The 21,257-nt window shown below is 73.3% G+C and carries 20 protein-coding genes and 1 riboswitch; of the genes, 6 read left to right on the top strand and 14 right to left on the bottom strand.

Annotated elements, in window-relative coordinates; translation table 11 throughout:
- The first annotated feature begins 90 nt into the window (after positions 1–90).
- Positions 91–1,230: a uroporphyrinogen-III synthase gene (locus VYL96_RS04080; protein ID WP_243699695.1), complete on the top strand. Its 1,140-nt coding sequence runs from the start codon at positions 91–93 to the stop codon at positions 1,228–1,230.
- A gap of 47 nt (positions 1,231–1,277) precedes the next feature.
- Here the strand turns inward: VYL96_RS04080 and nirD are convergent, their stop codons facing one another.
- From nirD to VYL96_RS04105, 5 genes are all read right to left on the bottom strand, one after another.
- The gene (gene nirD, locus VYL96_RS04085) at positions 1,278–1,679 is read right to left on the bottom strand and encodes a nitrite reductase small subunit NirD (RefSeq protein ID WP_131885773.1); all 402 of its coding nucleotides are present in this window, start codon (positions 1,677–1,679) and stop codon (positions 1,278–1,280) included.
- An 81-nt stretch (positions 1,680–1,760) separates the two neighbouring features.
- A complete protein-coding gene (gene nirB / locus VYL96_RS04090; RefSeq protein ID WP_063974133.1) occupies positions 1,761–4,292 on the bottom strand; it encodes a nitrite reductase large subunit NirB in 2,532 nt (843 codons plus the stop codon).
- Positions 4,293–4,461: 169 nt separating this feature from the next.
- Positions 4,462–5,148 (bottom strand): DUF3239 domain-containing protein, encoded by a 687-nt coding sequence (locus VYL96_RS04095; RefSeq protein WP_063974134.1) that lies wholly within the window; start codon positions 5,146–5,148, stop codon positions 4,462–4,464.
- 57 nt (positions 5,149–5,205) lie between these two features.
- Positions 5,206–6,873 carry a DNA repair helicase XPB gene (locus VYL96_RS04100; RefSeq protein WP_007628622.1) on the bottom strand — a complete coding sequence of 556 codons (1,668 nt, stop codon included), beginning with the start codon at positions 6,871–6,873 and terminating at the stop codon, positions 5,206–5,208.
- Between the two features lie 67 nt (positions 6,874–6,940).
- Entirely contained in the window at positions 6,941–9,328 is a 2,388-nt protein-coding gene (locus VYL96_RS04105; protein ID WP_131885774.1) for a helicase-associated domain-containing protein, read from the bottom strand.
- Between the two features lie 103 nt (positions 9,329–9,431).
- Between VYL96_RS04105 and VYL96_RS04110 the strand changes: the two genes are divergently transcribed.
- Positions 9,432–9,632, top strand: a complete 201-nt coding sequence (locus VYL96_RS04110) for a hypothetical protein (RefSeq protein WP_131885775.1) — start codon at positions 9,432–9,434, stop codon at positions 9,630–9,632.
- 110 nt (positions 9,633–9,742) lie between these two features.
- Here VYL96_RS04110 and VYL96_RS04115 read toward each other — a convergent pair whose 3' ends face one another.
- Together VYL96_RS04115 and VYL96_RS04120 are read right to left on the bottom strand one after the other, a co-directional pair.
- A complete protein-coding gene (locus VYL96_RS04115; RefSeq protein WP_131885776.1) occupies positions 9,743–10,381 on the bottom strand; it encodes a transglycosylase family protein in 639 nt (212 codons plus the stop codon).
- 11 nt (positions 10,382–10,392) lie between these two features.
- Positions 10,393–10,552: riboswitch (cyclic di-AMP (ydaO/yuaA leader) on the bottom strand.
- Between the two features lie 181 nt (positions 10,553–10,733).
- Positions 10,734–11,021 (bottom strand): hypothetical protein, encoded by a 288-nt coding sequence (locus tag VYL96_RS04120; RefSeq protein ID WP_007626818.1) that lies wholly within the window; start codon positions 11,019–11,021, stop codon positions 10,734–10,736.
- A gap of 117 nt (positions 11,022–11,138) precedes the next feature.
- On the opposite strand from VYL96_RS04120, the gene VYL96_RS04125 reads away from it, so the two are divergent.
- A complete protein-coding gene (locus tag VYL96_RS04125; protein ID WP_061229338.1) occupies positions 11,139–11,540 on the top strand; it encodes a cold-shock protein in 402 nt (133 codons plus the stop codon).
- A 54-nt stretch (positions 11,541–11,594) separates the two neighbouring features.
- On the opposite strand, the gene VYL96_RS04130 is transcribed toward VYL96_RS04125, so the two are convergent.
- From VYL96_RS04130 to VYL96_RS04140, 3 genes are read right to left on the bottom strand one after another with little or no spacing between them, the layout of a single operon-like run.
- Positions 11,595–12,104 (bottom strand): DUF2771 family protein, encoded by a 510-nt coding sequence (locus tag VYL96_RS04130; protein WP_007626815.1) that lies wholly within the window; start codon positions 12,102–12,104, stop codon positions 11,595–11,597.
- Positions 12,101–13,492: an MFS transporter gene (locus VYL96_RS04135; protein WP_131885777.1), complete on the bottom strand. Its 1,392-nt coding sequence runs from the start codon at positions 13,490–13,492 to the stop codon at positions 12,101–12,103. Before VYL96_RS04135 ends, VYL96_RS04130 begins: the two co-directional genes overlap by 4 nt.
- Positions 13,485–14,378, bottom strand: a complete 894-nt coding sequence (locus VYL96_RS04140; RefSeq protein ID WP_131885778.1) for a glutaminyl-peptide cyclotransferase — start codon at positions 14,376–14,378, stop codon at positions 13,485–13,487. Before VYL96_RS04140 ends, VYL96_RS04135 begins: the two co-directional genes overlap by 8 nt.
- 58 nt (positions 14,379–14,436) lie before the next feature.
- Between VYL96_RS04140 and VYL96_RS04145 the strand changes: the two genes are divergently transcribed.
- Positions 14,437–15,348 (top strand): DUF3027 domain-containing protein, encoded by a 912-nt coding sequence (locus tag VYL96_RS04145; RefSeq protein WP_131885789.1) that lies wholly within the window; start codon positions 14,437–14,439, stop codon positions 15,346–15,348.
- Between the two features lie 6 nt (positions 15,349–15,354).
- Here the strand turns inward: VYL96_RS04145 and VYL96_RS04150 are convergent, their stop codons facing one another.
- Positions 15,355–15,624 (bottom strand): DUF2530 domain-containing protein, encoded by a 270-nt coding sequence (locus VYL96_RS04150; RefSeq protein WP_131885779.1) that lies wholly within the window; start codon positions 15,622–15,624, stop codon positions 15,355–15,357.
- A gap of 75 nt (positions 15,625–15,699) precedes the next feature.
- On the opposite strand from VYL96_RS04150, the gene VYL96_RS04155 reads away from it, so the two are divergent.
- Together VYL96_RS04155 and VYL96_RS04160 are read left to right on the top strand one after the other, a co-directional pair.
- Positions 15,700–17,169: an NCS2 family permease gene (locus tag VYL96_RS04155; protein WP_007630510.1), complete on the top strand. Its 1,470-nt coding sequence runs from the start codon at positions 15,700–15,702 to the stop codon at positions 17,167–17,169.
- 27 nt (positions 17,170–17,196) lie between these two features.
- Positions 17,197–18,033, top strand: a complete 837-nt coding sequence (locus VYL96_RS04160) for a TrmH family RNA methyltransferase (RefSeq protein ID WP_007630509.1) — start codon at positions 17,197–17,199, stop codon at positions 18,031–18,033.
- Between the two features lie 47 nt (positions 18,034–18,080).
- On the opposite strand, the gene VYL96_RS04165 is transcribed toward VYL96_RS04160, so the two are convergent.
- The 3 genes from VYL96_RS04165 to serC form a co-directional block, all read right to left on the bottom strand.
- Positions 18,081–19,007, bottom strand: a complete 927-nt coding sequence (locus VYL96_RS04165; RefSeq protein WP_131885780.1) for a DUF6928 family protein — start codon at positions 19,005–19,007, stop codon at positions 18,081–18,083.
- Between the two features lie 9 nt (positions 19,008–19,016).
- On the bottom strand, positions 19,017–19,937 hold the full coding sequence (gene sepH, locus VYL96_RS04170; protein WP_131885781.1) for a septation protein SepH: 921 nt from the start codon (positions 19,935–19,937) through the stop codon (positions 19,017–19,019).
- Between the two features lie 175 nt (positions 19,938–20,112).
- On the bottom strand, positions 20,113–21,237 hold the full coding sequence (gene serC, locus VYL96_RS04175; RefSeq protein ID WP_007628873.1) for a phosphoserine transaminase: 1,125 nt from the start codon (positions 21,235–21,237) through the stop codon (positions 20,113–20,115).
- Between the last annotated feature and the right edge of the window lie 20 nt (positions 21,238–21,257).

The raw sequence follows: 21,257 nt of genomic DNA on the forward strand, positions 1-21,257 counted from the left end.
GAGAAGCGGGCAGTGGAGGAGACGAGGATGAGCGGAGCGACCGGCGGGCGGCGAAACACCCCGGCAACAGAGATCGGCCATGATGGGGGAGTGACCGATTCCGACGTGACCACCGCCGGCACCGATCTCCCGCTCCTCGGGCGCACGGTCGCCGTCACCGCCGCCCGGCGGGCCTCTGAGCAGCGCACCCTGCTCAAGCGCCGCGGCGCGACCGTTCTGCACGCGCCGGCGATGCACATGATCCCCATCGCCGAGGACACCGTGGTCCGCGAGGCCACCGAGCGACTGCTGGCCGCGCCCGCCGACCTCATGGTGCTCACCACCGCCGCCGGGGTGCGCTGGTGGATGCAGGTGTGCGAGGAGTGGGGCCTGGCCGGGCAGCTACTCGAACTGATGGGTCGGATCCCGCTGTACTCGCGCGGACCCAAGACGACCGGGGCGATCCGGGCCGCCGGCCTGCGGGAGCACGCGTCCGCGGTCAGCGAGGCCAGCCCGGAGCTGCTGGAGATGCTGCTCGAGCGGGGCGTCGACGGGTTGACGATCGGCGTGCAGGTGCAGGGTGCGGGCTCCGGCTGGAACCCCATGGCCCCCCTGCTCGACGGCCTGCGGGACGCGGGCGCCGACGTGATCGAGGTGCCCGTCTACCGGTGGGAGCTGCCCGAGGATCTCGCCGCGCTCGACGAACTGGTCACCACGATCGCCCGTCACGGCGTCGACGGCGTGACGTTCACCGCCGCGCCGGCGGTCGTGGCCGTGCTCTCGCGTGCGGACGCACTCGGGCTTTTCGACGACCTGCTCGACGCGCTGCGCGGCCCCGTCGCCGCCCTGTGCGTGGGCCCGGTGACCGCGGCCCCGCTGGCAGACCTGGACGTGCCGTTCACCTGCCCCGACCGGATGCGCCTGGGTTCGCTCATGCGGCACACCACCGACGAACTCGCCGCCCGGACGGCGCCGATCCACGTGGCCGGGCACGAGCTGACCGTGTGCGCGGCGGCGGTGCTGGTCGACGGCCGACCGGTCGAGGTGACGCCGGCCCAGCTCGCGCTGCTGCGGGTGCTCGCGCGGCGCCCGGGGGCGTGCGTGAGCAGGGACGAGCTGCTCGCGGCCCTGCCCGGCGACGGCACGGACCCGCACGCGGTGGAGACCGCGATGGGTCGACTCCGGCGGGCGCTCGGCGTGCCGGACCTGGTGACGACAGTCGTCAAGCGCGGTTACCGGCTCACCATCTGAACAGGCGGGGCGCGCGGCCCGACAGCCGCGCGCCCCGCGAGCTCGCCCTACGCAGCGGTGGCGCGCGCGTGGCGGACCGCGGGCTCGGTCGCCACGTAGACCGTGCCGTCGTCGGCGACCCGGGCGGGGAATACGGAGATCCCGCGGGACGGGTCGTCGAGGCCGCGACCGTCCTCGAGCGCGTACGCCTGCTTGCCGATGGGCGAGATCACGGCGGGGACGCCGGCGCGGTCGCCCACGAGCCCGCGGCTCATCACGGCCGCGCGGGCGACGGGATCGATGTTGCAGACGGCGTGGACCTCGCCGTCGTCGAGCGTGTACACCGCCACCTGTCGCCCGTCGGGTAGCAGGGCGGCGACCCCGCGGCCGGGGATGAGGCGGTCGAACGCGCACACGGCGATCTCGGGGGCGGCGCCGGTGCGGGCGGGGCGGGACAGGGTTGCGGTCATGGCGGACTCCTCGGGTGTGGGCGGGTGGATGTCGGGTCAAAGGTTTGGGGCGGGGGCCCGGCGCGTCGGGGGCGCGCGAGCTCAGCTGCGGACGGGCATGGCGGGGGAGCCGAGCAGCACCGGCACCTTGCGGCCGTCGCGCTGCTCGAACTGCACGGTGGGGTCCGGCGCCTCGGGGGCGTTGACGAACGAGACGAACCGGGCGAGCTTGTCGGGATCGTCGAGCACGGCCGCCCACTCGTCCACGTAGCCGGCGACGTGCGCCTCCATGCGTTCCTCGAGCTCGGCGGCCAGGCCGAGCGAGTCGTCGCACACGACCTCCCGCAGGTGGTCGAGCCCGCCCTCGAGCGCCTCGAGCCACGGCGCCATGCGCTGCAACCGCTCGGCGGTGCGGACGTAGAACATCACCGTGCGGTCGATGTAGCGGATGAGCTGGTCGTCGGTGAGGTCGCCGGCCAGCAGCTGGGCGTGCCGCGGGGTCGCGCCGCCGTTGCCGCCCACGTAGAGGTTCCAGCCGTTCTCGGTGGCGATCACGCCGACGTCCTTGCCCCGGGCCTCCGCGCACTCGCGCGCACACCCGGACACGGCCATCTTGATCTTGTGCGGCGCCCGCAGCCCGCGGTAGCGGGTCTCCAGCAGCACCGCCATCGCGACCGAGTCCTGCTGTCCGTACCGGCACCAGGAGGTGCCCACGCAGCTCTTGACCGTGCGCAGCGACTTGCCGTACGCGTGGCCGGACTCCATGCCCGCGTCCACCAGCCGCCGCCAGATGGCGGGGAGCTCCTCGACGCGCGCGCCGAACAGGTCGATGCGCTGGCCGCCGGTGACCTTGACGTACAGGTCGTGGTCGCGGGCGATCTCGCCGATCACGATGAGCTGCTCGGCCGTCACCTCGCCGCCGGGCATCCGCGGTACCACCGAGTAGGTGCCGTTCTTCTGGATGTTGGCCAGGAAGTGGTCGTTGGTGTCCTGCAGCGCCGCCTGCTCGCCGTCGAGGACATGGTCCGAGCTGGTCGAGGCGAGGATCGACGCGACCGTCGGCTTGCAGATGTCACAGCCGATCCCGCGCCCGAAGCGCCCGATCAGGCCGGAGAACGTGCGGATGCCGGTGACGGTGACGATCTCGAACAGTTCTGAGCGGGACTGGTCGAAGTGTTCGCACAGCGCGGTGGACTGCTCGACGCCCTCGGCCTCGAGGACCTGACGCATGAGCGGAAGGCACGAGCCGCACGAGGTGCCGGCCCGGGTGCACGCCTTGAGGGCGGGCACGTCGCACGCGCCGCCGCAGATGGCCTCGCGCAGGTCGCCCTTGGTGACGGCGTTGCACGAGCAGATCTGCGCGTCGTCGGGAAGTGAGTCCACGCCGACGCCGGAGTCGGCCGCCGCGCCCGGGGTGATGAGGGACAGGGGATTGGACGACGGCAAGGTGCGGCCCAGCAGCGGCTTGAGCAGTTGGTAGGGGCCCGCGTCGCCGACGAACACGCCGCCGAGCAGGGTCAGGGCGTCGTCGCTGAGGACGAGTTTGCTGTAGGTGCGGGCGACCGGGTCATCCACCACCACCTCGAGGCAGTCGGGCGTACGCCCGTGGGCGTCGCCGAAGCTGGCCACGTCGACCCCCATGAGCTTGAGCTTGGTGGCGAGGTCGGCCCCGGTGAACTCGGTGCCGGCGTCGCCGGTGATCTGCCCGGCCGCGACCTCGGCGGAGGTGTATCCGGGCCCGACCAGGCCGTAGCAGGTGCCCTCGATGGCCGCGCACTCGCCGATCGCGTAGACGTGCGGGTCCGAGGTGCGGCAGGCCCGGTCGGTCAGCACGCCGCCCCGCTCCGCCACGGCGATCCCGGCGGCGCGGGCGAGCTCGTCACGGGGCCGGACTCCGACGGAGAACACGACGAGGGCCGCGTCGACGACATCCGTCTCGCCGTCGTCGGAGGACAGGGCGACGCGGAGCCCGGCGGCGGCGCTCTCCTCGATGGCCGTGTCGGTCACGCTGAGGTGCACGTCGATGCCGCGGTCGCGGATGAGGTCGCACAGCAGGGCGCCGCCGCGGCCGTCGACCTGGACGGGCATGAGCCGGTCGTTGCGCTCCACGACGTGCGGGACCAGGCCGAGCAGGCTCAGCGCGTTGGCGGCCTCGATGCCCAGCAGCCCGCCGCCGATCACCACGCCGTGCGCGCCCGCCCCGGCCCGCTCGGCGGCCGCGCGGATCGCGTCGAGGTCGTCGAGCGTGCGGTAGACGTGGCAGCCGGGCAGGTCGTGGCCGGGGACGGGCGGGACGAACGCGCGCGAGCCGGTCGCCAGGACCAGGGTGTCGTAGTCGACGTGCTCGCCGGAGTCGAGCTCCACGCGCCGGGCGGCGGTGTCGATCGCGGTGACGAGCCGGCCGGACCGCACGGTGACGCGGGGGTCGGCGGAGTGCCGCGCGTCGTCGAGGTGCAGGGCGTCGCGCTCCCACGCGCCGACGTAGGCGGACAGTCCGACGCGGTCGTAGGCGGGATCGGGTTCCTCGCCGATCACCGTGACGGCCACGTCGGCGTCGGCGTACCGCGAGCCGAGGGTGGAGACGAAGCGGTGGGAGACCATCCCGTGCCCGACGACGACGATGTGCTCAGTCATTCCTGGACCTCCTTGGCGTGCCTGTGCGGATCAGGCTAGGAAGGAGGTGTTGCGGCGCTGTGGCGTCGGGTCACGGTCCCGTGACGCTTACTTCACACCGGTCCCGGGGCCGGGTGAGGGGCCGGTCGGCGGGCGGCTGCGGCGTGTGCCGGCGGGTGCGGTGAGACCCTCAGTCGAGGGGGAGCAGGCTCGTCGGCACGGCCTGGACCTCGGTGACGCGGTCGATGTTCTGCCGCAGCCGCTCCCACTCACCCGAGGGGATCTCCTTCTCCAGCCGGCGCAGCGCCGCCTTGTCGGAGGTGGCCCACGCGACGGGCATGGGGGAGATGAACTGGTAGAGGTTGTCGCGGCCGCGGGCGCTCCGGTTGCCCACCACGGCGACGCAGGGCACGCGCTCGCCGACCCTCGACTCGTGGCCCGGGATCGGTCCGCAGTTGCGGGCCACGAGGGCGGGCAGCTTGCCGGCGGACCGGTCGACGGCCCGGTCGACCAACGCCAGCAGGGTCACGCCGCGCGGGCGGACCTCGGCGATGACGGCCGGGACGAGCTCAGAGGTGGAGTAGGTGTGCTGCATCGACCCCATCTTGCGGGGGATGTAGCCGACCATCGCGAGGCAGCCGATCGCGAACGCGCCGGCCACCACCGCGATGATCCAGCCCCACGCCGCGAACTCCGCGTAGACGAGCATGCCGATGCCGGCGGCGAGCACGATGACGCCGAGGATGCCTGCCGACCACTGCAGGCGGCGCACCTCGGCGAGGCTCTCGTTGTTCTTGCGGACCCAGGCGTCGTCGACGGGGATGTCGGCGAGTCGGTACTGCTCGTGCGGGTTGCGTGGGGAGCGATCGGCGGCCATGGCGCCCAGTATCCCAGCACCGGCGACGGCCGGGCCCACGGGTGACCGCCGCGGGCGTCAGCCGACCTCGGGGATGGGCGGGCCGAGCAGGTCGTCGGCGTCGACGATCCGGTACGCGTACCCCTGCTCGGCGAGGAACCGCTGGCGGTGCGCGGCGTACTCGGCGTCGAGGGTGTCGCGGGCGACGACCGAGTAGAAGTGCGCCTGCCCGCCGTCGTGCTTGGGCCGCAGCAGTCGACCGAGCCGCTGCGCCTCCTCCTGACGCGAGCCGAACGTGCCCGACACCTGCACCGCGACGCTGGCCTCGGGCAGGTCGATCGAGAAGTTGGCGACCTTGGACACCACGAGCGTGGAGATCTCACCGTTGCGGAACTGGTCGAACAGTTTCTCGCGCTCCTTGTTGGAGGTCGACCCCTGGATGACGGGCGCGTCCAGTTCGGCGCCGAGCTCCTCGAGCTGGTCGAGGTAGGCGCCGATCACCAGGGTGGGGGCGCCGGCATGGCGCGCGAGGATCTTCCTGACCACCGGGATCTTGGTGCGGGCGGTCGAGCACAGCTTGTACTTGTCCTCGGCCTCGGCGGTCGCGTACAGCATCCGCTCGTTCTCGGTGAGCGTCACGCGCACCTCGATGCAGTCGGCGGGCGCGATCCACCCCTGCGCCTCGATGTCCTTCCACGGGGCGTCGTAGCGCTTGGGCCCGATGAGGGAGAACACGTCGCCCTCGCGGCCGTCCTCGCGCACGAGCGTCGCGGTCAGGCCGAGGCGGCGGCGCGACTGCAGGTCGGCGGTCATGCGGAACACGGGCGCGGGCAGCAGGTGGACCTCGTCGTAGATCATCAGGCCCCAGTCGCGGGAGTCGAACAGCTCCAGCGCCCGGTGCACGCCCTTGGTCTTGCGCGTGACCACCTGGTATGTAGCGATGGTGACGGGCCGGATCTCCTTGCGCTCACCGGAGTACTCGCCGATCTCGTCCTCGGTGAGGGTGGTGCGGGCCAGCAGTTCCCGCTTCCACTGGCGCCCGGCGACGGTGTTGGTCACCAGGATGAGCGTGGTGGCCTTGGCCTTGGCCATCGCGGCCGCGCCGACCATCGTCTTGCCGGCGCCGCAGGGCAGCACGACCACGCCGGAGCCGCCCGCCCAGAACGAGTCGGCGGCCATCTGCTGGTAGTCGCGCAGCTCCCACTGCTCCTCCTCGGTGGACAGCGCGATCTCGTGGGCCTCGCCGTCCACGTAGCCGGCGAGGTCCTCGGCGGGCCAGCCCACCTTGAGCAGCTCCTGCTTGAGCCGACCGCGCTCGGAGGGGTGCACGATCACCGTGTCCGCGTCGATGTCGGCGCCGAGCATGGGGGCGATCTTCTTGTGTCGCTTGACCTCGGCGAGCACGGCGGAGTCGAGGGAGACGAGCGTCAGGCCGTGCACCGGGCTCTTGACCAGCTGCAGCCGGCCGTAGCGCGCCATGGTCTCGGCGATGTCCACGAGCAGCGGTTGCGGCACGGGGAAGCGCGAGTAGGAGACCAGGACGTCGACCACCTGCTCGGCGTCGTGCCCGGCGGCCCGGGCGTTCCACAGGGCCAGCGGCGTGATCCGGTAGGTGTGGACGTGCTCGGGCGCGCGCTCGAGTTCGGCGAAGGGGGCCAGCGCCTGTCGGGCGTCGGCGGCCTGCTCGTGGTCGATCTCCAGCAGCACTGTCTTGTCCGACTGGACGATCAGCGGTCCACCGCTCACTTCGGGCCTCCTCGGGTCTCTCGCCGGGCCCGCGTGGGCCCGACCCTCCATTGTCCAGAAATCCGCGTCAGCGCGTGGGTTCGACGTCGGAGACGGAGATCACCCGGTGCAGCGGCAGGACGACGGGCTCGGCCGAGTCCGGCTCGATTCCCTCGATCCGGCCCCCGCCGACGGAGGCGGGGACGACCAGCCGGGCGGAGGAGCGGCCCGCGGCGTCGACCACGGAGACGGTGACGGCCGTGCCGGTGCCCGCGGCCTCGTGCAGGCGGGCGATGGCGGCCTCGCCCGTGTACGCGCCCGCGGAGGTACCGCGCGCCGAGCGCACGCGGTCCGCGGAGCGCATCGCCGCGACCGCTGCCCGCAGTTCGGAGGTGGTGGGCGCGCGGGTCGGGACGCGGGGCGCCCGGGTGGTGCGGGACTCGCGGACGCGGGCGGCCGGCCGGGACAGCGCGACGACCGCTCCGGAGGTGTCCTCCACGACGGGGGCGAACCCGTGCACGCGCAGCGCCTCGACCAGGTCGAGCGGTCGGGCCTGGGAGACCAGGACGGTGGGCGCCACCGAGCGCAGCGCGGCGCTCTCCGCCACCGGCGAGCCGAGGACCTGCGCGACGAGGGACGGATCGTCGCAGCGGATGAACGACAGGGCGGTGCCCACCCGCAGGCGCCCGTGGCGGCGGGCGACGTCCTCGATCAGGTAGTCCAGCGACTGCGGGACAGGGGTGACGGACGTGCGGGCGAGCATCTCGCGGATGCCCGCGGCCGTGCGTCCGGCGTCGAGCGCGCGGCGCAGGGACGTCTCGGTGACGCGGTAGGTGGTGGCGGCGCCGGCGGACTCGACGTCGGCGAGGAGGGCGAACTCCGCCGCCAGCTCCGGGGTCAGCGGGCCGGGGGCGAGGATCGTCAGGTCCGCCTGGACGATGACCTCCGACACCGGGGCGGGCAACGCGGCGGTGAGGATCGGTTCCAGGTCCTCGACGACCGCGCCGCCGGAACCCCCGGAGACACCCGCGCCGGAGACCCCCGCGCCGTGGGTGGCGTCGACCAGGTGGCGGGCGGCCGAGGTGGCCACGGTCCCGACGACGAGTCCCATCCGTCGCGCCTCGGCCACGGTCTCCGAGACGGGCCGCGCACCCGCACGCGAGAACCACACCGGCGCCGACCAGCGCACCACCTCGGGCAGCAGGGCGTCGGCGGGCTCGGCCGCGGGGTCCAGGGCGGCCAGCGCCTTCAGGACGCGGCCGCGTTCCGTCGGTCCGGGCGGGCCGACGGGCTCGCCCAGTGCGGGCAGGGTCCCGCCGCCCTCGAGCTCGGAGCCGACGCGCCACGGGGTGCGCGGCATCGACCACCACGCCACGACCAGCTCGGCCCAGCGGCGGGCGGGCTCGCGCGCCGACCACACGTCCGCGGCCTCGGTGGGCGCCCACACCGAGTCGTAGTCGACGTCCCCGACCTCGGCGTCGCCGACCGCGATGAGGCCGGCGGCCGCGAGGACCTCGAGCAACAGGGGCAGCTCGGACTCCTCGAGCGCGGCCGCCCGCGCCACCCGGCGCAACTCGCGGACCCCCACGCCGCCGGCCTTGAGGGTGGCCGCCGGGGCGGTCGAGAGCGCCGCCAGCACCGAGTCGCAGCGGTGGAGCAGGTCGAGGGCCGCCACGCCGCCGGAGGCGTCCACCTCGCGGGCCCGCCCGGCACCCGCCCCGGCGCGAGGCGTCGCCCAGGCCGGTGGGTGGAGCAGGGACGAGCCGTCCGCGCGGGCCCCGTGGCGCGCCCGGTCGAGGGCGTGGGCGCGGGGCACCACCCGCTCGGCGTCGTCGTCGCCGGTGAGCTCCGCCAACCCCGCCTGGGCGAGTTCGACCGCGGCCGCGCGCACGGACTCCGACGCCCCGGCCCCGAGCGCACCGGCCGGGATGCGCCCGCGGGCGATGGCCTCGAGGACCCCCGCCGCAGCCGAGGACAGGCCGCCCCACGCCGCCTCGAGATCGGCCCCGGCGGGCTCGCCCGGATGAGGGGCCACCACGGGAGCCGACCGGATCGCCACCGCCGTGACGGGCACCATCCGCGCCGAGTCCTCCTCGCCCCAGATCAACGCGAGTTCGCGGAGACGGGCCACGGCGGCGTGGAAGACGGGCTCGTCGTCGTCGACACCCAGTCTCCCCGACACCGCGCCCAGTGGTACGGCCCCGGAATCGGCGCCGACCGCCGCGGCCGCGGCGGCCACGAGCAGCTCCGGCCACGACAACGTCCCCACCGCCCGCGCGGTGGACGCCGGCAGGCGCAGTCGCGACGCCAACACGTCCAGCGAGGCGGGCGGGGGAGTGGCCACGTCCGGGCGCAGCTCGCACACGCGCACGAGGGCGTCGTCGGACAACCCGGCGAGCCAGGCGGGGAAGTCCGGCGCGTCGGCGGCGGCGCCGCGTGAGGCGGCGCCGCGTGAGGTGGCTCGGGAGCTGGGCATGATCCGTCCCAGCCTAGTGAGACCGCGGCGGCCGTGAGAACCGGTCCGCGTGGGAATCGACCCACCTGCTGCCGAATCGGGTCGGAGGTGAGAGACTACAGGCGTGGCTGCCAAGAAGAATCTGACCTATGACAACCCGGGTTGGCCCGACGCCTCGTTCGGCGAGCACCCGGTCACCGAACTCGCCGCGCTGGTCGCGGGAGGCCTGTCGCCGTTCGGCCAGGAGACCTTCCCGCTCCCGCAGGAGCGACTCGGTTACATCCACCCGTACACCAAGATCAACGGCGCGCCCTGGGTCGCCTGAGATCCGACCTCCGGCGCGGCGCCGAGGAACGCGAGAAGGGCCGCCACTCCCTGTAGGGGGTGGCGGCCCTTCCTCGTGGCCCGGGGACCGCTCGGCGGGTGTCGCCGGCGTCAGTTGGCCAGGTAGGTGGCGACGAAGCCGTCCACCAGGTCCTGGTTGCCGGCGTAGGCGGCGTCGACGGCGGCCTTGTTGGCCTCGTAACCCTCGGTGATCGGGAGGAAGACACCGCGGCTCTCGGCGAACGCCTTGAGAGTGGCCACGTGATCGGCGGCGCTGACCTCGGGCGGGGCGGCCGGGGCGGCCGTATCAGCGTGCGGGCGCGGGGCCGGAGCCGGCTTCGGGGCCGACAGGTCACGCGGGGTGGGCGCCGAGTTGAGGCCCAGCTTGGCCGAGCAGGCGGGCCATGCGCCCCAGCCCTGGCCGGCGAGGGTCTTCTCGGCGATCGCGATCTGCTGCTCGCGCGTGGCCTGGTTGGCCGTCGGCGCGTACTGCGTGCCGCCGTAGGCGGCCCAGGTGCTCGGCGAGAACTGCAGGCCGCCCTGGTAGCCGTTGCCGGTGTTGATGGCCCAGTTGCCGCCGGACTCACACTGGGCCAGACGGTCCCAGTCGGAGTCGGGCGCGGCGTTGGCGGCCGGCGCGAGGGCCAGGCCCGCGGCGGAGAAGGCGGTGCCGGCGAGCACGACCTTGACGGCGGTCTTGGGCGCGGAGGAGGGGGTGGCGGCGCGGTGGCGTCCGGTGTACGAGGTCATGTACGCGTCAGTCCTTTTCACTCTGTGCCTACGAGGTGAGCTGTCGGGTTCGGAAACGAGTGCGTCCGGCCGCCGGCGGCGGCTTCACCCCAAGGCGACCTGCGGTCGCCGGGCCCGTCGTGGGCCCTGTCGGGTCCCCCGTCCCCGCCCGGGTAATGGTCACAGTGGCGTCGGCCGCAGGGCGGGGTTCGGTGGGTGCGGCCGATGCCGACTCGCTGACGAGTCTGCTACGGAACAGTAGCGGTTCGATGCCGGATCGTCACCATTCTGAAATAAAAAGAGCTCGCCCGGGCGGAGATAGCGCGCTGTTATCCGCTCGTTACCTGGGTCGTTACCACGAGGGTGGAGTTGGTCACACCCTGGGCGGGCGCGAGCCGAGAATGGCGTACGCGAGGCCCAGCAGGAAGCCCACCGGAGTGAAGAACATCGCGCCGAGGTACAGGATCGTCGGCGCGTCGCGGTCGAGCACGAACGGCGTCAGCGCGGCGACGATCGTGAAGACGACCCCGATCGCGAAGATGATCAGCGCGGCCACGAACAGCCCGCGGCGACGTGGCCGCGCGGGCGCGTGCGCGTCACCGGAGGCGGACGCGTCGGGTGTCCAGGGGTCGTCGGCCGGGCGTCGATCGTCGGAGGTCACACAGGGGAGGGTACCGCTCGCCTCGCGGCCGTCACCAACGCGCACGAGGGTAGTCTCTGATCGTCAGTGGAGTTGTCGGTCGCGCCCGTGCGCGCCCGGGACGGAAGGTGGTTCGCGGTGCCCAGCGGCAAGGTCAAGTGGTACGACGCGGAGAAGGGGTTCGGCTTCCTGTCCCAGGAGGGCGGCGAGGACGTCTACGTACGCGCGGACGCGCTCCCCGCCGGCGTGGAGACCCTGCGCCCCCGTCAGCGTGTGGAGTTCGACATGGTCTCCGGCCGCCGCGGTCCGCAGGCGCTGCGCGTGGTGGTCCACGACGAGCCGACCGTCGCCGAGGAGCGCGCCCCGCGCGGCGGGCCCAGGCGCTCGCCCGATGAGCTGCACGGGATGGTCGAGGACATGATCAAGGTGCTCGAGTCGACCGTCCAGCCGGAGTTGCGGCGCGGTCACCGACCGGACCACAAGATCTCGAGCCGGGTTGCCTCGGTCCTGCGCGCGGTAGCGCGCGAGCTGGACGCCTGATCCCGTCACGGCGCAGGGCCGGGGCGAGGGCCCGGCTCCAGTGCGTTCGGTGGGTCAGTCCTCGTAGGTGAAGCCGACCGACCACTCGCCGTTGAGGATCGACTCCGAGCCGTCCGCCGCGTAGACGATCGCCACTGCCCGGATGGCCAGGCCCTCGATCCGGCCCTCCTCCGGGGTGGTCACGGGCACGAGGAGCTGGCCGGGTCCGTCCGCCTCGACCGTGTAGTCGCGCACCCCGTCGGCGCGGACCTCGTAGACGTCCATCGTCGCGGACCGCAGCTCGCCGGGTAGCCGGACCGTCAACGTGTGCTCGTCCTGCACGTGGAATTCGCCGACCGGGTTGGTGTACGTGTTGCCGTCCAGGTCGGTCGCGGTGAACGGGAGGACCTTCTCCTGCCCGCGGTCGGTGGCGACGGTGATCTCGGGCAGCGCCCCGTAGCGGGACTCCGACCCCTGCCACGCGCCGACGATCGCCGCGATCATGATGATCATCCACGCCAGGATCGCCCAGGTGATCGGGCGGACGCGGGGGCCGGTCGACGGGGCATCACTCAGGGAACTCACCCCTTCATTCTGCCGAGCAGGTGGCCGCCGAGCGCACCCGGGTCACGGGGCCCGCCCGGGAACCGCGGCCGGTCGCCGCCCAGGCCGGGGACGAGGGTGGAGCCGCGAGCGGTGAGCAGTGACTGCGCGAACAGCAGGGCGCCGACCGAGGCGATCATCGAGAACCCGATCGTGAAGTCGGGCGGCAACAGCACGCCCAACGCCCCGCCCGCGACCCACGCCAGCTGCAACGCGGTCTCGGACCGACCGAACGCCGACGAGCGGGCGGCGTCGGGGATGTCGGTCTGGATGGACGCGTCCAGTGCCACCTTGCCGAGTGCGCTGCACACCGCGGCCACCAGCGCCAGGACGGCCGCGCCCCAGAGCGTGCCGAGGAATGCCGCGACGACGGCCGTGGCCAGCGCCGCCCCCGCCGCCGTGCTCGTGATCCGGCCCGGGCGCCCCAGCGGCAGTCGGGCGCCGACCGCGTTGCCGGCGAAGGTGCCCAACCCGCCGGCCGCGCCGGCGATCGCGAGCAGGCCCGCCTGTTCGAGGGCGGACGCGTCCTCCTGCGCCTTGGCGACGAAGGCCAGATACAGGGTGAGGAATCCCGTCATGAACCGCACCAGCGAGACCGCCCAGAGATTCGCCAGGACGTTCCTGCCGAGCGGCCGGGTGAGCACGGCGCGCAGGCCACGTCCCACCGAACCCCCGTGTCCCGACCACAGGGTGGCGGATTCATCGTCCTCCGACGCCTCGGCGTGCGCGGGGATCGTCATGGACACGTAGGCCGACACGAGGGCGACCGCGGCGAGCAGCCATAGCGCGGTGGGGGAGTCCCAGATCCATGCCACGGCGCCGGCGGCGGCCCCGGCGACGACGCTGCCGCCGACGTGTCCCAGCACCGTCAGGCGGGAGTTGGTCCGGACCAGGTCCAGCGCCGGTGGCAGCACGTGCGGGGTGATGGAGGCCTTGACCACGCCGAACGTCTTGGACAGCACGAGCATGCCCAGGGCGAGCGGATAGAGCAGCCATGTGTCGAAGTTCAGGCCGAGGATCACCGCGAGCACCGCACGCAGGGTGAACGTCAGCGAGACGGTGAGCCGACGGCCACTGCGCAGGCGGTCGAGGGCAGGGCCGATGACGGGCGCGATCAGCGCGAACGGGGCGACCGTCACCAGCAGGTACAGCGCGACGTTGCCGCGTGACTCCGCGGTCGCCGCCGAGAAGAACAGGGTGTTGGCGAGGGCTACCGCGAGGATGGCGTCACACGCGAAGTTCGCGATGGTGACGTAGCTCAGCGGCGCCAGCCCCGAGCGGTCCGCACCGTCGGCGTGGAAGATCCGGCGCACCCCCCGCCCGGTGGAGGCGGCGGCCCGCCGTGCTGGTCCCCGGGGGCGCTCACCCAACGAGTCGCACCTCGTACATCTGCGGCCACAGCTTCCCGGTGACCAGGAGGCTCTCCGAGCCCGGCAGCGACGCGATCCCGTTGAGCACGGCGTCCGGGTCGGCCGGCCGGGGCCGGCCGAGCTGCGCGGCGTCGTAGATGGCGGTGACCTCGCCGGTGGCGGGATCGATCCGGATGATCTCGTCGGTCATCCACACGTTCGCCAGGACGTCGCCGTCCACACACTCCAACTCGTTGAGCCGGGGCACCGGCGTGCCGCCCGAGGTGACGGCGACGGTGCCGACCGGTTCGAACGTGGCAGGGTCCCGGAAGGTCAGCGTGTCGGAGCCGTCGCTCATTACCAGCCCGGAGCCGTCGAAGCACAGGCCCCAGCCCTCGCCCTGGTACGTGGCCTCGGACCGGACCTCGAGGGTCCGCGGGTCACGGTTGTGGGCGACCCCCTTCCTCCACGTCAGCGTCCACAGCGTGTCGGGGGTGACGGCCAGGCCCTCGCCGAACTCGTCATCCGCCATCTCCACGGTCACCGCGTCCCCACCCTCGAGCGGCCGACGCTGCACCACCGAGTCGCCGTACCGGCCCGTCGACTCGTAGACCTCGTCGCCGACCACCTGCAGGCCCTGGGTGAATAGGGCGGGATCGTGCTCCAGCGTGCGCATGACCTCGACCGAACCGCGGACCGGCTGCGGCTCCGACGGGCCGACCGGGACGCGCGGGGCGGTGGACCCGGTGGACGACGAACCGGCGGGCGCGCTGGAGGACGCCAGCGAGGTCCCGGCCGCGGTGGTGGGGCTCGGTTCGCTCCCGTCCCCGGTCGAGCACGCCGTCAGCGCGGCGATCAGGCTCAGGGACACGACGAGGGGGCCGACCGGGCGGCGGACACTGCTCATGCCCCCAAGGATGCCGCACGACGGGCCGGACCGCGCCCTCCCCGCGATGATGCGCATAATGGGGGACGTGAACACCGAGGTAGGCACGGATCAGGGGGCGACCGTCGCGGGCACCGATGAGGAATCGGGCTTCGACTCCGAGCTGCGTGAGCGGCTGGCCTCGGCCGTGGACGTGGCGCGGGCGGCGACCGAGGAGTTCGCCATCACCGGCGTGGGCGAGCACCTCGGGACCACCGTCGAGGCCGCGTACACCACCACGCACCGTTTCGCCTCCGAATTGCCCGGGTACCGCGGGTGGTACTGGGCCTGCGTGCTCGCCCTCGTCCCGGGCGGTGAGGTGACGGTCGACGAGATCGCGCTGCTGCCAGGGGACGACGCGCTGGTCGCGCCCGAGTGGGTGCCGTGGGAGAAGCGGATCCGGCCCGGGGACCTCGGCGCGGGCGATCTGTTGCCACCCGCGGAGGACGACGAGCGGCTCGTCCCCGGGTACGTCTCCAGTGGAGACGAGGCGCTCGACGAGGCCGCCGGTCCCATCGGACTCGGACGTCCGCGCCACCTGAGCCGGCAGGGCCGGTCGGCCGCCGCCGAACGTTGGACCGCCGAGCGGGGGCCCGACACCGAGATCGCCCGCAGCGCCAAACACCACTGCGGCACGTGCGGGTTCCTGGTCCCCCTCGCCGGCTCGCTCGGCACGATGTTCGGGATCTGCGCCAACGAGTACTCCGCGGACGGTCAGACCGTGCACCTCGAGTACGGCTGTGGCGCGCACAGCGAGACCGAGGTGCCGAAGGACACGACGCCGCCGGTACCCGATGCGTACGACGACGCGGCCGTCGACGTGGTGGTCCTGCCGCAGCAGCTCGCCGCCTCGGCCCGCGCCCGCTCAGCGGGGGACACCTCGGCCGGGGAGGCCGGGACCGGAGAGACCGCGTCGGGGGCCGAGGGGTCGACGCCCGCGGACGAGGCCTAGCGCTGCTCAGTCGCGGTCGAAGTCCAGCCCTCGCTGGGCGCCCGCGCTGCCCCGCAGGACCGCGCGGCGCTGCAGCGCGTAGACGAGCGAGCCGACCGCGCCGACACCGATCCCCACCGCGCACAGCACCACGGTGCGCATGTCGACGTCGGTCATGAGCGTGTGGGCCAGCAGGGCCAGGGTCCACGCCAGCGTCCCGAGGATCACCACGGGACGCGGGTCCAACAAGTAGGTCGGGATCGGCGGTACCTGCGTGTCCTTCGCCTCATCCGTCATGCCCGCGACGCTACCGCAGGTACGTGGCCGGTTACTCTATGACGGTTCCCCACCCATAGCCAGGAAGGTCGCCAGATGTCGCAGAGCACCGGGGCCGCGTCGCAGCCCCCCGCCGGGATCGGGGCGGTCGACCGCTACTTCAAGATCAGCGAGCGGGGCTCCACCGTCGCGCGTGAGGTCCGCGGCGGGCTCGTCAGCTTCTTCGCGATGGCCTACATCATCATCCTCAACCCGCTGATCCTCGGCTCGGGTGTGGATGTCGAGGGCAACCAGCTGTCGATCGTCGAGATCGCCGCCGTCACCGCCTTCACGGCCGGCGTGATGACCATCGCGTTCGGCGCCATCGCGCGGTACCCGTTCGCGTTCGCGACAGGCCTCGGCATCAACTCGCTCGTCGCGGTGACGATCGCCCAGCAGGTGACCTGGGCCGAGGCCATGGGCCTCATCGTCATCGAGGGCGTCATCATCGTGATCCTCGCGATCACCGGGTTCCGCACCGCCGTGTTCAACGCGGTCCCCGCCGACCTCAAGGCCGCGATCGCGGTGGGTATCGGCCTGTTCATCGCCATGGTCGGCGTGGTCGACTCCGGGTTCGTGCGCCGCCTGCCGGACGCCGCCAACACCACCGTCCCGGTCGGCCTCGGTATCGGCGGCTCGATCGCGTCCTGGCCGACCTTCGTCTTCGTCGTCGGCCTCCTGCTCTGCGGCGTGCTCGTCGCCCGGAGGATCCGCGGCGGTCTGTTCATCGGCATCGTCGTCACCGCGGTGTTCGCGGTCATCGTCGAGGGCTTCGCGAACGCCGGCCCGTCCGTCGTCGACGGCGAGCCCAATCCCACCGGCTGGAGCCTCGCGGTGCCGGTCATCCCGGACTCCCTGGGCGGCATCCCCAACCTGTCGCTCATCGGCAACGTCGACCTCATCGGGGCGTTCACCCGCATCGGCCCGCTGGCCGCCGGACTGTTCGTCTTCACCCTGCTGCTCGCCAACTTCTTCGACGCCATGGGCACGTTCACCGGCCTCGGCAAGGAGGCCGAGCTGATGGACTCCGAGGGCAACCTGCCCAGCATGAAGAGCGCCCTGGTGGTCGAGGGATTCGGCGCCGTCGCCGGCGGTCTGACCTCGTCGTCGTCGAACACGGTCTTCCTCGAGTCGGCCTCCGGTATCGCCGAGGGCGCGCGCACGGGCCTGGCCAACGTCGTCACCGGCGTGCTGTTCCTGCTGGCGATGTTCTTCACCCCGCTCTACGAGGTGGTCCCGGTGGAGGCCGCCGCGCCCGCCCTCGTGATCGTGGGCGCGCTGATGATCGCCCAGATCAAGCAGATCGATCTCAGCGACTTCTCCATCGCCCTGCCCGCGTTCCTCACGATCGTGGCGATGCCGTTCACCTACTCGATCGCCAACGGCATCGGCATCGGCTTCATCGCGTGGGTCGTCATGGCGACGGCGACCGGCAAGGCCCGCACCGTGCACCCGATCCTCTGGATCGTCGCGGCAGCGTTCGTCCTCTACTTCGCGATCGGCCCCATCACCGACGCGCTGGCCTGACCGGCCGGCGGGAGGAGCGACCGAACCGTGCACGTCGTCGACGTCTCCGATCCCGCCGACCCCCGGCTGGACGATCTCCGCGACCTCAACAACTCCGACCGCCGACCCGACCTGCCCGGCGGTCGGGGACTGGTGATCGCCGAGGGCACCTACGTGGTGGGCCGCATGCTGCTGTCCCGCTTCCGGCCCCACGTTCTGCTCGGCACCGACTCGCGCCTGCAGCAGCTGCGACGCGAGGCCACCGCCGAGGGGTGGGACGCCGACGAGCGGGCCGGCGACGCGGTCTACCTGCGCACCACCAAGGACGTCCTCAGCGAGGTGATCGGCTTCCGCTCGAGCCGTGACATCCTCGCCGCCGCCGACCGACCCGGGCCGCTGGCGGTGGACGAGGTCGTCGACGGGGCCCGCACCCTCGTCGTGCTCGAGGGCGTCAACGACCCGGAGAACCTCGGCGCGATCTTCCGTAACTGCGCGGCGCTCGGCGTGGACGGGGTCCTGTTCGGCGCCGCCACCGGGGACCCGCTGTACCGGCGGGTCGTGCGCGTGTCGATGGGGCACGTGCTGCGGCTGCCGTTCGCGCATCTGCCCGGCACGCCGACCACGTGGCAGCGGAGCCTCGACGACCTCCGCGAGCGCGGTTTCCGCACCATCGCGCTGACCCCGGCCGCCGAGGCCCCCCTTTCCCGCGCCGTCGACGCCGAGAAGGTCGCGTTCGTGCTGGGTGCCGAGGGACCGGGCCTGACGGAGCACGCCATGCGCGCCTGCGACGTGCGCGCCGCCATCCCCATGACCGACGGCACGGACTCGCTCAACGTGGCCACCGCCGCCGCGGTCGCGTTCTACGAGCGGGCCCGGCGCGACTGACCCCCCGCGCGACTGACCCCCCGCGCGACCGATCCCCGGCGCGACGACTACCGCGAGCGGCGGCGCGCTCGGCGGGACACCTCGTCGACGCCCCGGCGGACCGCGCCCCCGACCAGCCCGGCGAGCCCGCGGATGCGCTCGACGCCCGCGGCCCGACGCGGGCCGGCGCCGGAGGGCAGGCGTTCGTAGTCGTCGTCCTCGTACGGGGACGCACCCCCCGTGCGCCCGCCGTCGGCGCCCGTCCCGTCGTCGTCCTCCGCGGCCGGGCGCGACGAGGCGCGACGCGAGGCGGCGTGGAGCTCGGCGCGCCCCGGCATCCCCACCACGTGCAGCGCGGGACCGGCGGGTGGGGTGTGCTGCCGGACCTCGCGGCGGCCGTCGGTGGCGAAACCGTGGACCGGCACGTCCAGGCCACCCGGCTCGAGGTCGAAGCCGAGCCAGTCACGGTGCGCGGCGTGGAGAAGTGACGACGGCGAGAACGGCAACGCCAGGGGGTTGTCGTCCGCCCCGTCGGGCGGGAACTCGCCGGCCCAGTACGGGCGCTCGAACGGCAGGGGCATCCCCTCGTCCTCGACGATGCGGTCGTCCGCCCCGGCGAACGCCCGGATTAGGCGCCCGGACTCCCAGCGGGCGAACCCGCTGACCCCGTCCTCGGGATCCTGCGCGAACAACAGGACGACCGGTGCCTCGACCAGCCGGAGCCACGCGTCCGCCGCGGCCGACGGCACGACCGGGCCCTCGACGGGGGTCTGCACCACCGTCAGGCCGGGGTAGGAACCCACGTAGATCTCACCCTGGCCGGCCGACGCCGACCGGTTGAGCGGGAACGCGCCCAGCGACGCAACGGTCACGGTGGGGAACAGCCGGGACAGCAGGCGGCGGGCGAAGCCGGGGTCCGACGGATGCCCCGCCCGGATGGGGGCGGCGGGGTCGTCGGTCGCCAGGTACCAGAAGGTCGCGACGTGATGGCCCATGTCCGTGACTCAGTCGTCCTTACCGCGGACCCCGAGGAGGACGTCCTCCCATGACGGCATCGTGGGATGACGGCGTGAGGGGCGTCGTTCGGGTTCGGCCGGCGTGGGCTGGAGGAAGTCCTCGTCGTCGTCGCCACCACCCGCGCCACCACCGTCACCGGCCGCGGCACCGTCACCGCGGTCGACCGGCGCGGCGGCCGGGGGCCCGGCGGGGGCTGACGGCGGCTCGGCGGCGGGGCGCGTCGGGCCGGCGGGGGGTGTCACCGACGCCGGCGGCGGCACCGCCCGGATCGGCGGGGGGCCCGGCGGCAGCGGGGGAGGGGCCGACACCGACCGCAGTTCCGTGGCGCGCGACGGGTCCAGGATCCGCTCGGCCTCCTCGTCCAGGGCCCGCGCGGAACCCCCGTGCGAATCCGGGGCGAACGACCACGTGGCGCTCGCGTCGTCGGACAAACCGGCCGGCCACGACGTGCGGACCACCCACCCGCCCGAGCGGTCCTTCCAGGCGTCCCACGTCACCAGGTCCGGATCCACGCCGCGGCGATCCAGGGCGGCGCCCACCCGGTCGGCGAGGGTGTTGAGCGCCGGCCCGTCCGGCAGCACCGGGTGCGCGGACCGCGCCAGGTCGGCGGCGTTGGCCCGCTCGAGCAGCACGGGCACGGCGAAACCCTCGATGCGGGACAGCGGCACCCCCGCGTCGGCGGCGACCTCCTCCGGGGAGGCCCCGTGCCGGATCCGGTCCTGGATCTCACGGGGACGCAGCGTGCCGGTCACAGGCGCCCGGTCCGACCCGCCGGCCACGAACTCACCGCGCGCGGCGGCTCGGAAACGGTCGTCGAGGGGCAGGGTGAACTTCTCACCGGAGTCCGGGACCTCGCATTCGACGACCGACGACTCGGTGTCCACACCGATGATCCTCAGCTTCCGCATGCCGCCTCCTCGACTCCTCGCGGCCCCGTCGGCGGCCTGAGCTGCTCCGCTGCCCGGGGCCTGGGCGCGTCCCCACATGGTAGGGCAGCGCAGCCCACCCGGCGCGCGGACGGGCCGGGTGGGCTGCGGAAAAGTACGGGCCCGGCCGGAGGGGGCCGGCGTGCCCGGGGGCGGCTCAGGAGAGCTGGCCGACCACGTGGTCGATGCAGCGGGTCAGCTGCGTGACGTCCTCGGGCTCGATCGCCGGGAACATGCCGATGCGCAGCTGGTTGCGGCCCAGCTTGCGGTACGGCTCGGTGTCGACGATGCCGTTGGCGCGCAGGGTCTTGGCGACCTTCGCGGCGTCGATCTCCTCGGCCAGGTCGATCGTGCCCACCACCTGCGACCGGTGTGCGGGCTCGGCGACGAACGGGGTGGCGTAGTCGCTGGCCTCGGCCCAGTCGTACAGACGCGAGGACGAGTCCTTGGTCCGCGCGACGGCCCAGTCGAGCCCGCCCTGGTCGTTCATCCACTCGATCTGCGAGGCGAACATCAGCAGCGTCGCCACGGCCGGGGTGTTGTACGTCTGGTTCTTGCGCGAGTTGTCCACCGCGGTGGGCAGTGACAGGAAGTCCGGGCACCAGCGGTCGGTGGCCGCGATCTCGTCGACCCGCGCGAGGGCTGCGGGGCTCATGATCGACACCCACAGGCCGCCGTCGGAGGCGAAGGACTTCTGCGGGGCGAAGTAGTAGACGTCGGCGTCCGCGATGTCGACGGGCAGTCCGCCGGCGCCGGAGGTGGCGTCGATCGCGACGAGCGCGTTCTCCGAGCCCGCCGGGCGGGACACCGGCACCATCACGCCGGTGGAGGTCTCGTTGTGCGCCCAGCCGATGAGGTCGACGGACGGGTCGGAGGTCGGCTCCGGCGCCGAGCCGGGGTCGGCCGAGATGACGATCGGGTCGGCCAGGAACGGCGCGCCGCCGGTGACCTTGGCGAACTTGGAGGAGAACTCGCCGTAGGTCAGGTGCAGCGACTTCTCCCGCACCAGGCCGAACGCGGCGGCGTCCCAGAACGCGGTGGTGCCGCCGTTGCCCAGCACGACCTCGTAGCCCTCGGGGAGGGAGAACAGCGAGGACAGGCCGTCGCGCACCCGACCCACGACGTCCTTGACCGGGGCCTGGCGGTGGCTGGTGCCCATCACCGTGGTGGCGGCGTCGGCGACGGCCGAGATCTGCTCGGGGCGGACCTTGGACGGACCGCAGCCGAAGCGGCCGTCGGCGGGCTTGAGGTCGGCGGGGATGGAGGGCAGCTGATCGCTCATGCTCTTGGGATGCCGTTTCG

Origin of the sequence: Dietzia maris (genome assembly GCF_036287335.1) — a bacterium.
Classification (GTDB): domain Bacteria; phylum Actinomycetota; class Actinomycetes; order Mycobacteriales; family Mycobacteriaceae; genus Dietzia; species Dietzia cinnamea.

What these genes read in the sequence shown, in the direction of transcription:
- nirD (WP_131885773.1), bottom strand. Translation starts at nt 1,679, where the DNA reads ATGACCGCAACCCTGTCCCGCCCCGCCCGCACCGGCGCCGCCCCCGAG.
- nirB (WP_063974133.1), bottom strand. Translation starts at nt 4,292, where the DNA reads ATGACTGAGCACATCGTCGTCGTCGGGCACGGGATGGTCTCCCACCGC.
- VYL96_RS04095 (WP_063974134.1), bottom strand. Translation starts at nt 5,148, where the DNA reads ATGGCCGCCGATCGCTCCCCACGCAACCCGCACGAGCAGTACCGACTC.
- VYL96_RS04105 (WP_131885774.1), bottom strand. Translation starts at nt 9,328, where the DNA reads ATGCCCAGCTCCCGAGCCACCTCACGCGGCGCCGCCTCACGCGGCGCC.
- VYL96_RS04115 (WP_131885776.1), bottom strand. Translation starts at nt 10,381, where the DNA reads ATGACCTCGTACACCGGACGCCACCGCGCCGCCACCCCCTCCTCCGCG.
- VYL96_RS04140 (WP_131885778.1), bottom strand. Translation starts at nt 14,378, where the DNA reads ATGAGCAGTGTCCGCCGCCCGGTCGGCCCCCTCGTCGTGTCCCTGAGC.
- VYL96_RS04145 (WP_131885789.1), top strand. Translation starts at nt 14,437, where the DNA reads ATGGGGGACGTGAACACCGAGGTAGGCACGGATCAGGGGGCGACCGTC.
- VYL96_RS04150 (WP_131885779.1), bottom strand. Translation starts at nt 15,624, where the DNA reads ATGACGGATGAGGCGAAGGACACGCAGGTACCGCCGATCCCGACCTAC.
- VYL96_RS04155 (WP_007630510.1), top strand. Translation starts at nt 15,700, where the DNA reads ATGTCGCAGAGCACCGGGGCCGCGTCGCAGCCCCCCGCCGGGATCGGG.
- VYL96_RS04165 (WP_131885780.1), bottom strand. Translation starts at nt 19,007, where the DNA reads ATGGGCCATCACGTCGCGACCTTCTGGTACCTGGCGACCGACGACCCC.
- sepH (WP_131885781.1), bottom strand. Translation starts at nt 19,937, where the DNA reads ATGCGGAAGCTGAGGATCATCGGTGTGGACACCGAGTCGTCGGTCGTC.
- serC (WP_007628873.1), bottom strand. Translation starts at nt 21,237, where the DNA reads ATGAGCGATCAGCTGCCCTCCATCCCCGCCGACCTCAAGCCCGCCGAC.